Below are 11,378 nucleotides of genomic sequence, written 5' to 3'. Positions count from 1 at the left end.
ATAAACCCTGTCAATATGAAAAAGTGCTATTTTTTTGCCTTACTAGGTTTACTGATTATTCAGTCAGCATTTAAAGCCCCCGGGCAGTTGCCCGATCCGCAATACCCCAACTACGTGGTGATTGGCGCATTTGAGTTTAAAAAGAATGCCATAAAATTTACCAACCAGGCTTCGAAGGAGTTTTCGGTTAAGTATGAAATCAATCCATCGCGGAACTTATACTATGTGTATATCTTAAAAACGAATGATAAAAAACAGGCAATTGAAGAAGCCCTGCGCTTGCAAAGCAGCTCGCCCTATGCTGATACCTGGGTGTACAGTGGTCCATTAGGTGCTGATGTAATGGCAAGCACTTCCGGTAAAGATATTAATCCGGTAACGCGCAGAAACATTGAAACCATACCGGTTGCCGACACACCGGCCAATCAAAGCCTGACTTCACTCATCACACCGCAATCCGAAGCAGGTGAAGTAATGGAACTGGAGAAGGTTCCAGCCAGGGAAAAGGAAATTATAAGCGAACAAAAAATAAGTGCTACACCTGAACAAACTGCGAGTGCAGTTACAGATGATAAAGCCAGGAATTTTTATTTTAAGTTGTTCCGTGCTGATAATAATGAATCGATAAGCGGAGATGTATCCGTAATTGATGCAGAACGGGTTAAAAAACTTGGAACCTATTCGGGCAACAAAGATGTACGGGTTTCATCTCCGGGCAATACTTCAGGTAATGTATCCCTTATTTGTGAGGTGTTTGGTTATCGGAAAGTCCAACGGGATATTAATTTTAACAATCCCGAAGGTGAAGGCATTGCACTGGCCAACAGTTCGGTGGTTGTGCCGTTTGATTTGGTTCGTTTACAAAAAGGCGACATAGCTGTTATGTATAATGTTTACTTTTTTAAAGATGCAGCCATCATGCGGCCGGAGTCGCGGTGGGAGGTAAGCAGTTTGTTGGACATGCTCAATGAAAACCCTAAATACAAGATCAAGATACATGGGCATACCAATGGAAATGCAGCCGGGAAAATTATCTCGAAAGGCGAGAAATCCGATAACTTCTTTTCATTGAGCGATACCAAAGAAGGTTTTGGCTCGGCCAAAAAATTATCACAGGAGCGGGCAGAAATCATACGTGACTTTTTGCTGGCGAATGGTATTGATGCCAAGCGTATGCACGTAAAGGCCTGGGGTGGAAAAAAGCCGGTAGTTGATAAAATGCATACCCAGGCTCAGAATAATGTTCGCGTAGAAATTGAAATACTTGAGCATTAAGCGGAGAAGCATACGAATCAATAGAAAAGGAAGTTTTTAAGCCCTCGCCAGAGGGCTTATTCATTTTCAACAATGCCGCCTTCCAACGTGCGGCTTATTTGCCGTGTTATTTGGTCCAGTTGTTCGGCACAGGTTTTTAAATGGTGGTAGATAATTTCTTTTTCGTTTTGATCGGCTTGTTCTAAAAGTCCTATTAACCCTAACACACTGGCCACGGGTGCCCGCAACTTATGGGCGTTTACAAAAGTATATTCGGTTAGCTTTTGGTTTTGCAAGGTTAGTTGTTGTGTTCTTTGCTCAATCCTGGTTTCAAGGTTCCTGTTAAGTTCCTGCAGATCTCCGTTGAGTTTAGCCAGTGTAGAAGCTTGCAATTCAATGGCAATCTTCTGGCTTTGTATTTCATCATTTTTGGTTTGCAGTAACTTGTTAACCGTTAGTATTCTCCTACGTTGTACCAGCAGTATCCAGGCCAGTACACCGGCAATTAACAGACCTATGGTGATGGCGAAAATAATTTGCTGCTGTTGTTTTAATCTTGCTTCACGAAAATCTTTTTCAAACCGGAGCTGTCGGTTTTCTGCTTCTTGTACTTCTGTTTGATAGACCATTTGCAGCCGTGCAATTTGTTCGTTTTTGCTTAAATTAAACACACTGTCTTTTAGGCTATTGAAGTGGTATAAATTGCTTAATGCACTTTTGTAATCTCCGCGCGCTGAGTCCACCTGTGCTTTTTTCAGGTAATTAGTAACTGTTAAGTCAGTGGCTTTTATGAAGGCAGCCATTTCATGTGCCAGTTTCAGGTATTTTTCGGCACCTTCAAAAAGCCTTAATTCCCGGTAGGTATCGGCCAGGTGGTGATAGACCAGAATCAACATTCGTATTTCGCCTATCTCTTTTAGTATCTTTTCTGAACGGATAAAGTACTCCAGGGCATTTTCATACTTCTTTTGCTTCAGGTTTACTAATCCAAAGCCCATATAATTGTAGGCGATAACACGCCTGTTATTGTCGCGAATGGCTTGCGACAATGAGTTTTCATAATAGGTCACCGCAGTTTTCAGGTTGTCAAGATTATAGTAAAGTTCACCGATGTTGTAAAGTGTAATGGCTTTGGTGAACTGGTCTTTTCGCTTTAACACTACGGACTGCTGTAAATATTCCAGGGCTTTTTCGGGCTCGCCCAGGCGTTTATAAACTTCGCCTATATTGTTATAGGTTTGTCCCCATCCTACTGAATCTCCAATGGCCTGGTATTCCCTTGCTGCAAGAAAGTAATACTCTTGGGCGAGTTCGAAAACACCCTCAGTCCAATAGGTGTTGCCAATTACCGTAAGGGAGCGCGCGTATCCTTTAGTAAAGTTTATGGAACGTGCAACTTCCGAAACATGCTGGCTTATTCTTCTAGAAGCCATCGGATTATGCCGAAGCGCGTCCGTGGCAAGTAGGTTAAGTGATATTACATAGTTTGAATCGCGAGGCAGCTTGAGATATCGCTGAAGACTGTCGGGCAAAGGTGTTTGGGCATAGGCTAAGCCAAATGCCAACCAGTATTGAATAAAACATACAGTTTTCCAGCCCCCCCTCATGAAGCATTAATTTTTTTTTAAAAAATTAGCTGGTCATTGCCCGTAATAAGTCGTGCTGGGTAATAATATGAACCCGTTGGGCTTCATCGCGTATCAGTACGGCTTTGTTCTCCTTATTCAAAAGTGATGACAAAACATCCAGGGTGCTGTCGGGTGCTACGAAAAGCATAGGCTTATCCATTACATCGCCAACAACTTTTTCGCGTAGTTTGGGTTCTTCAATCATTTTCTCCAGCAGGCTTGATGCACTCACACTTCCAACAAACTGGTCATTTTCTGTTACGGGTATCTGGTCTATGCCTTCACGGTTCATCATCAGTATGACATCGGTGATTTTTGCTTTGGTTTGTACGGTAACTAAACTATCTTTTCCGTTGCGTGTGCTAATGATGTCGCGGGCTTTTGTGGTGAAGGTTTTAGTGTCCAGAAAGCCGTGATCTTTCATCCACTGGTCGTTGTAGACTTTTGCCAGGTAACGTGTGCCATGATCGGGCAGCAGGATCACCACAACATCGTCTTTCTTTACATGTTCCCGTGCATATTCCAGCGCACCGTGTACGGCCGATCCGCACGACCATCCAACAAACATACCTTCCTCGCGTGCCAACCTGCGCGTCATCAGGGCGCCATCTTTATCGGTAACTTTAATAAACAGGTCGATAACATCAAAGTCTACATTTTTTGGCAGGATGTCTTCTCCAAACCCTTCGGTTAGGTAAGGATAAATTTCTTTTTCATCAAAAATGCCCGTCTCTTTATATTTTTTAAAAACCGATCCATAAGTATCTATACCGATGGACTTAATGGCGGGATTCTGCTCTTTGAGATATTTTGCAGTGCCGCACATTGAACCGCCCGTACCTACTGTGGCAACGTAATGGGTAATCTTTCCTTCGGTTTGTTTCCAAATTTCGGGCCCTGTTGTTTCGTAATGTGCTTTGGTGTTGGAAAGGTTGTCGTACTGATTGGGATAGAAAGAGTTTGGTATTTCCTTATTGAGCTTTCGTGCTACCGAGTAGTACGAGCGTGGATCGTCAGGCTCAACATTGGTAGGACAAACAACTACTTCAGCACCTACGGCTTTCAGGATATTTATCTTCTCCTGCGATTGTTTATCGGCCATGGTGAAAATGCAACGGTAACCTTTCGCTACTGCGGCCAGCGCCAACCCCATACCGGTGTTACCGGAAGTACCTTCAATAATAGTACCCCCAGGCTTTAGCCGTCCATCTTTTTCTGCATCTTCCACCATCTTAATGGCCATCCTGTCTTTCATGGAATTTCCAGGGTTGAAGTACTCAACTTTTGCCAGGTAGGTGCCGGGCAATCCTTTAAAAATTTTATTCAATTTGATCAGCGGTGTGTTGCCAATGGTTTCAATAATGGAATTATAGTAGTGCATGGAACTGGTGGTATTGTACTGGACAAAGTTAAGAAAAACACCCTGTTGGGGTGGTGGATGTATGAAAAACGGTAATTCTTGAAATTATCAGTTAGTTGGCTGATCCTGCCAGCAAATAAAGTACGGCCATTCGTATGGCAACCCCATTTTCTACCTGATCCAAAATTATGGAGTGTTGTGAGTCGGCTGCGTCACTACTCAATTCAACCCCCCGGTTTATCGGGCCTGGGTGCATCAGCACAATAGGTTTTTTAAGGTCGTCCAGTATTTTTTTTGTGATGCCATAGTATAGTGCGTATTCCCGAAGAGACGGGAAATATTTGATTTGTTGTCGCTCTAATTGTATGCGTAGTACGTTGGCAACGTCACACCACTCCAACGCGTTTCGAACATCGGTTTCAACCAACACTCCGGTTTGTGAAATAAACTTAGGCAGCAGAGTGGGTGGGCCGCACACCATAACCTTAGCCCCCAGCTTTTGCAGCGCAAAAATATTTGACAAGGCAACGCGTGAATGCAAAATATCGCCAACGATAGCCACCTTTTTGCCACCAACGTCACCCAGTTTTTCGCGAATGGAGTAAGCATCGAGCAAGGCTTGTGTTGGGTGTTCGTGCGTGCCATCGCCAGCATTAACAATGTTGGCTTGAATATGCCGCGCCAGGTAATGTGGTGCGCCAGGGCTGGCATGGCGCATTACTACCATGTCTACCTTCATGGCCAATATATTGTTTACTGTGTCGAGCAGCGTTTCACCTTTTTTTACGGAGCTGGTAGAGGCAGAAAAATTTACCACATCGGCAGAAAGTCTTTTTTCGGCCAGCTCAAATGATAGGCGTGTACGTGTAGAATTCTCAAAGAAAATGTTGGCAATGGTAATGTCGCGCAGGGAGGGCACTTTTTTGATCGGTCGGTTCAAAACGTCTTTAAAAGTGTCGGCTGTTTCAAAAATCAATTGAATATCCTGAGGTGTGATGTCTTTTATTCCCAGCAGATGCTTTTGGCTCAGTTTTGACATGCTACTCTTTATTGTTTGTCAACCAGATTTTATTTTGTGCGTGACCCTGGGCTTCCAGTTCAACTAAAACTTTTTGTGTGGCAAGGGTATTTACGGTGCGGCCAACGTAATCGGGGGCAATGGGCAAGTCGCGGTTGTGTTTACGGTCAATGAGCACAAGCAACTCAACTTTAGCGGGGCGGCCAAAGGCGATCATGGCATCCAACGCTGCCCTTACCGTTCGCCCGGTAAACAGCACATCATCAACCAAAACAACTTTCTTTCCTTCTATAATAAATGGTATCCTTACTTCGCTTGCCTTAGCGGGTATTTCGCGCCTGCGAAAGTCATCGCGGTGAAAAGTGGCATCCAAATAGCCTAACGGAATGTCCTTCCGGATAAGTTTTTCAAGCTTTTTATGAATGATTTCGGCCAGGAATATTCCGCGGGGCTGAAGGCCAAGGATTACACTTTCTTCAAAGGCCTGGTGGTTTTCAATAAGTTGTTGGCAAAGACGGCTAAGGGTAATATCAAGCAGGTCCGAGTCGAGGATAAGTTTCTTCTGCATATGCCGGTGACAAATATAACAGTTTTATGCAGCTTAAACTTACCGGTAACTGATTTTGGTTACAAAGAATGCCCTTTGACTGTTTCTGCCCCACCTCCTTGACGTGGTATAGTTTGTACCGGAAATGGTAAAATAACCATTGTACCAATGATCAACAGAAGATACACCCTCATCGGTATCGGCAAATTCATCGCTTAAGGCCGGGGCATTAAAAGTTGCCTGCTCCAGTAATTGGCTGTTACGGATTACTTTGTAGCGTATTTTATCATTAAACAGGTAGAAGAGTATTATCTTATTTGGTTTAATGTCCAGCTTAACAAACTGAGTAAGCGTAAAGGTTTTAATGTCATTTATTTCAAAACTATTGTCCCAACGCAACTTTCCATTTTTATCAAACCCAATAATTACAGCGTGCGTGTATTTGTAACCGTCAAATACGGCCGAGCCCGGGGCAAGCCCTCCGCCCATATAATTCCTGTCTAGTGTTCGGTAAACCGGGTAAAAGGCCTCGCCTAAAAGCAGGTACTCATCCTTGTGGGGAATAAATTCGTGCACCAGGAACCTGTATTGGAGACGGATTTTTTTTCCCTTGACTGTTTTTCGCTTAATCCTTTCTTTAATCCTTTCAGCACGTTGAACTTTTAAGTAGCTGAAGAAATTTTCCAACTCAGAAAACGGATAGTACCGGATGGAATCCAGGTCATTTTCCAAATGGGCTATATACAACCCTTTGGAAAACTCCGAGTTCCTGTTTCCGTAGGTTCCGGCAATGTACTGTGTACCATTGGCGAGCGATATAACTTGTCCGAATAATAAGCTTTGGTTTTCCGATGGGTTTAATAATTTGTTTTCAACCAGTTCAGCCGAGCCATTGTAGTTTTTAATCCATAGTGTTTTTTGTCGCTGGGCATTTCGGGCACTGATCAATACGCTAAACGATGGATCGGCAGAAGTGTTGATTTGCAAAAGCTCACCGGGTTCGTTGAAGAGCGCTGGCAAAATTTTGCTTTTGCGGGTAGTAAAATCATAAAACAGCACTACAGGTATCTTCCCGGCAAAATATCCCCCGATTATTAGCCCACCAGAAACGGTTTCGAAATGTGTAGGAAGAAAGGGTATGAAGTTATTTACAAAGTGACGCGTAAAGTTGCCGGTGGCCAGTTCCAATTGATATACCTGAAAATTGATTTCTGCAAATTCGCGATGATGGAACAGGAAGTATGCATATTGCTTTGTTACACTATGGTGTGAATACACAAACTTTTTGTCAATAGGTAAAAGGCCAGCCCATTTCTGATTGAAGGAAGTGTCAACATGGATGAACTGCACGGTTGATTCCTGCAGGTTTAGCGGACGGAATAAAATAAGCCCTGCTGACTGCGTGGAAACGAGTTTAAAAGTAGATTCATTTCTTTGAATGGGGAGCTGAATTCCCGTATGATACTGGAGTTGTGCGTTTGCGGAAGCAAAAGTAAAAACAAGTACTAGTTTAAGGGTATGATATTTTATTGATGTAAAATACCTGACGACTTCCCTCACCGCGCTTTTCTTTGTTGGATAAGCTGTGTTGACCCCACACGTATAAATTATTTCCATACCATTGCCGCACCATTCCTACGGTTTTGTTTTCCGATCGGATGTTGTCAGTTTCATTGCTCAGTTTTATTTTTTCTGAAAATTCTTCTGCTCCGCCATCACCTAAAGTAATAATTTTTCCCTTAAGTTCTGATTCATCTTTAAAGAGCAGAACAATCCTGTTTCCAACAACACAGTAGTCGGCTATTTGTTCCAGGCTATTAAAGCGCAAGTCGTTAAGCTTTAAACTGTAGTCCCACTGCACATCGCCCTTTTTGTTGAACGAAAGCAGAACAGACTGCACTACTTTTATTTCTTCTGTTGTATTCCTTGAGTTTGGTCCGTATCCGTAATACGGGTTATAAAGCCTGTTGTAGGTCCCGGGATAGTAGCCCCAAAATGGTGAGTAATAGGGATAGGGGGTATATCCGTAGGGGTAATTGTTCGGGTAGCGGTTTAGGGTGCTGGAGGGTATGTAGGTTTCCGCCAACAGGATAAACCCTTCTTCACGCTCCTCTATCCGATAAGGCATAACATAATTTATAAAATCAGGAATGCGCTTTTGGCTTAGCATAGCCTCTGTTTTTTCCTTTATTCGTTTTGCTCGTTTTGGCGTTTGTAAATCAAGGTAATGATTCAATTCACCAAAGGCGATAAATTTTATAGAGTGGTCGTTGAAGGGGTCAACAATCAGGGCATAGAATCCATTTGATTGCTTGGAGTGTGTTGAACCCCACGTGCCCAGCACCACCATGTCATCCTGGATGAGTGTGCTGCTGATACTGGTTTGAAGGGAATACCGGTCTTCAATAGGTGTTGAATCTTCCAACAATTCCTTGCCGGAGGCATCAAAAGTTTTCACGATTATTTTTCGTTGGTCCCGGTCGCTTCGGTCAACCAGTACAGTATTGAAAGTTTCATTTTGGTTGGGCCTTAAATCAACAAGTTCAGTTTGTTTTTGAAAGAAGCCCGGCAATACTTTGGTATTATCGTTTGCTGGGCTGTACAACAATACCGCAGGTTCGCTATTTACATAGCCACCAATTACAAAATTCGATTCGACTTTTATGAAGTGGCTAAGTTGAAGGTTGAGTTCGGTTTTAATTTCATATCGGTCAATATCTGTGTTGCCCAATTCAATAGAAATGAGATCTAATGTTACCTTAAGGTTTTCGCCAGGTTTGAACAGCAGGTATAACCTGCCGGGTGCCTGTTCATAACCAATAAGGTTTTTTCGTTGGTCAATCTCCAGGTCGAAAGTTTTTTTTTCTTGCAAGAGGGTATCCAGCAAAATCAGTTCCCACGTTCGGTTGCCGCCTCTGTATTTATTTTTTTCGCGGATAAGGGCCAAGCCATCTTCTTTCAGGGATATGATTGTAAATTCTTCATCAGAGTATTTACGCTCTTTTTCATAACGGGCAGGTTGTGTTATCTGTGCGTGTAGCTGTGTAAAAACACATAGTGTTAAACTGAGAATGATGAGGCTTACTATTGTTCTTGCAGAAATCATTTTTTGTTGCTTAGCTCAAGTATTCTGTCGAATTCTTCCTGCATAACGGGCTGCACCGAAAGCCTGGCGTATTTAACCAAGGCCATACCGCCCAATTTCTTGTCGGCCTTAACTTCTGCTAAGGTAACAGCACGTTTTAGTTCTTTTTCAGGTGCAAGTTCTACTACAACCCATTCTTTGTCTTTAGGGTCGGGGTAGGCTTCTTTTTTAATCATGGCAATGCCTACAATGGCTTTCTCATCTCCGGTATGGTAGATGAATACACGATCACCGGTTTTCATCGTGTTCAGGTTTTTGCGCGCCTGAAAATTCTTTACCCCGTCCCAAACTGTTTTTTTATCATGCACCAGGTTCGCCCACGAATAGGTTTCGGGCTCAGTTTTCAATAGCCAATAGTTCATTACATTACCAGGTTAGGCTACTAAAGTAACAAACTTTAAGGTGTTAAGGAGATGTGTTGGAGTAGCTTTTTTGTTGGTAAGCTGAACGGGTTAGTATGCCCGCACCAACTTGCCTTCCATGTAGTTGACGAATGCACGGTTAGCCACCTTCATGCCTCCGCGGGTAGGGTAATTACCGGTAAAGTACCAGTCGCCCAAGTGCCCGGGGCAAGCTTTATGCAGGTTGTCAACCGTTTGGAATACAACTTCTACTTCGGCCCGAAGTGTTTTTGGCCGGATGATGTCAGCGATTTTAGCGGACAACTCATCATCGGAGAATTGCTCGTAGAGTTTTTTCACGTAATTTTCATCACCGTTAGATTGTATGCATTGGTCATATACCTCTCCGAGCATGTAGTCCCTTCCGGTTTCTTTAAGCAGTTCAATCATGGCGCGGAATGCCACGAAATCGCTCATCCGGCTCATATCAATACCATAGCAATCCGGAAAGCGGATTTGCGGTGCGGAAGAAACAATAACGATTTTCTTTGGCCCTAGTTTGTCGAGAAGCGTAAGGATACTTTTTTCGAGGGTGGTGCCACGCACTATGGAGTCGTCAATAACAACCAAGGTGTCTTTTCCGCGGTTTACTACTTCGTAAGTGGTATCGTAAACGTGGGCCACAAGGTCATCGCGGTGCTGGTCATCGGTAATAAAAGTTCGCAGCTTGGCGTCTTTCAACACTATTTTTTCAATGCGTGGCCGGAACGAAAGTATATCCTCAATAGGATCTACTGATGGCTTTCCTTCCAGGATAATTTCTTTTTGCTTGTTGATCAGGTAATCTTCCACTCCGGCCATTAGTCCATAAAAAGCTGTTTCGGCTGTATTGGGTATGTAGGAGAAAACGGTATTCTTTAAATCAAAATGAATGGCGCGCAACACCTGGGGCACTAGCAGGCGGCCAAGCTTTTTACGTTCCTGGTAAATATCCGGATCGTTTCCGCGCGAAAAATAAATGCGTTCAAAACTGCAGGATTTTTTTTCGCTCGCCCTGATCACTTCATGCTGGGCATACTCCCCGGCTTTGGTAATAATCAGTGCATGTCCCGGCTTGATTTCTTCAATTTGATTATAGTCGATGTTGAAGGCAGTTTTTATGGCAGGTTTTTCCGAAGCAACAACGATCACTTCATCATCGGCATAATAGTAGGCGGGGCGAATGCCGTTGGGGTCGCGCACTACAAAAGATGATCCTGATCCGGTTAATCCGGCCATGGCATACCCGCCATCAAAATCTTTGCAGGCTCTTTTTAATACACGGTGCAGGTCAATCTCGTTTTCAATGATTTCAGAAATCTCTTTATTGCTGTATTTATCTTTATAAAGTTCAAACAAGCTTTGGACCTCCTCATCCAGAAAGTGACCGATTTTTTCCATTACGGTTACCGTGTCAACTTTTTCTTTTGGGTGTTGCCCAATGCCGATAAGGATATCAAAAAGTTCATCAACGTTGGTCATGTTGAAATTACCGGCCATAACCAGGTTACGGCTGCGCCAGTTATTTTGGCGAAGAAACGGGTGAACACTTTCAATACTGTTTATGCCGTGGGTGCCATACCGAAGATGGCCTAACCAAAGCTCTCCGGTAAAGGCTACGTTTTCTTTAAGCCACTTTTCGTCCCTGAATTTTTCTTTTCCTTCTTTTTGTGCTTTACGGTACTTCTTGCCTATTTTCTTAAAAAGTGATGCAACGGGTTGTTGCTTTACGGATCGATAACGACTAATATACCTGCGGCCTGCCTCCAGGTCGATTTTGATATTGGCTATACCTGCACCATCCTGCCCCCGGTTATGTTGTTTTTCCATCAGTATGAACATTTTGTTCATGCCGTAGGTAGGGCCATATTTTTCGATATAATAGGATAGGGGTTTACGCAAGCGGATCAGGGCAATTCCGCATTCGTGAAGGATTTGATCACTCATTGGTGCTCCATTAAGGCACAAAGTTACGGTTATTCGGGCATCCTATCAATATTGAAAATCAGCTCAAAAAGTACGCTTGTAGCGTCAGTTTGGTAGGGT

The 11,378-nt window shown here is 43.3% G+C and carries 9 protein-coding genes; 1 reads left to right on the top strand and 8 read right to left on the bottom strand.

What is annotated here, in order from left to right; all coding sequences use genetic code 11:
• Positions 1-15: 15 nt before the first annotated feature.
• Entirely contained in the window at positions 16-1,275 is a 1,260-nt protein-coding gene (locus KIT51_16000) for an OmpA family protein (GenBank protein UYN86346.1), read from the top strand.
• Between the two features lie 56 nt (positions 1,276-1,331).
• On the opposite strand, the gene KIT51_15995 is transcribed toward KIT51_16000, so the two are convergent.
• From KIT51_15995 to KIT51_15960, 8 genes are all read right to left on the bottom strand, one after another.
• Positions 1,332-2,861: a tetratricopeptide repeat protein gene (locus KIT51_15995; GenBank protein ID UYN86345.1), complete on the bottom strand. Its 1,530-nt coding sequence runs from the start codon at positions 2,859-2,861 to the stop codon at positions 1,332-1,334.
• 25 nt (positions 2,862-2,886) lie between these two features.
• Positions 2,887-4,263 carry a cystathionine beta-synthase gene (locus tag KIT51_15990; GenBank protein UYN86344.1) on the bottom strand — a complete coding sequence of 459 codons (1,377 nt, stop codon included), beginning with the start codon at positions 4,261-4,263 and terminating at the stop codon, positions 2,887-2,889.
• A gap of 91 nt (positions 4,264-4,354) precedes the next feature.
• The gene (locus tag KIT51_15985; GenBank protein UYN86343.1) at positions 4,355-5,281 is read right to left on the bottom strand and encodes an aspartate carbamoyltransferase catalytic subunit; all 927 of its coding nucleotides are present in this window, start codon (positions 5,279-5,281) and stop codon (positions 4,355-4,357) included.
• Between the two features lies 1 nt (position 5,282).
• Entirely contained in the window at positions 5,283-5,828 is a 546-nt protein-coding gene (gene pyrR, locus KIT51_15980; protein ID UYN86342.1) for a bifunctional pyr operon transcriptional regulator/uracil phosphoribosyltransferase PyrR, read from the bottom strand.
• 39 nt (positions 5,829-5,867) lie between these two features.
• Positions 5,868-7,157 (bottom strand): hypothetical protein, encoded by a 1,290-nt coding sequence (locus KIT51_15975; protein ID UYN86341.1) that lies wholly within the window; start codon positions 7,155-7,157, stop codon positions 5,868-5,870.
• 160 nt (positions 7,158-7,317) lie between these two features.
• Positions 7,318-8,913 (bottom strand): hypothetical protein, encoded by a 1,596-nt coding sequence (locus KIT51_15970; protein UYN86340.1) that lies wholly within the window; start codon positions 8,911-8,913, stop codon positions 7,318-7,320.
• Complete coding sequence (locus KIT51_15965) at positions 8,910-9,314, bottom strand: EVE domain-containing protein (GenBank protein ID UYN86339.1); 405 nt, start codon at positions 9,312-9,314, stop codon at positions 8,910-8,912. Before KIT51_15965 ends, KIT51_15970 begins: the two co-directional genes overlap by 4 nt.
• Positions 9,315-9,404: 90 nt before the next feature.
• Positions 9,405-11,279 (bottom strand): amidophosphoribosyltransferase, encoded by a 1,875-nt coding sequence (locus tag KIT51_15960; GenBank protein UYN86338.1) that lies wholly within the window; start codon positions 11,277-11,279, stop codon positions 9,405-9,407.
• Positions 11,280-11,378 lie beyond the last annotated feature (99 nt).

The organism is Cyclobacteriaceae bacterium, assembly GCA_025808415.1.
In the GTDB taxonomy this organism is placed as follows: domain Bacteria; phylum Bacteroidota; class Bacteroidia; order Cytophagales; family Cyclobacteriaceae; genus UBA2336.
The sequence above is the reverse complement of the archived record's forward strand: the minus strand, read 5'-3'. Positions and strand labels throughout refer to the sequence as shown.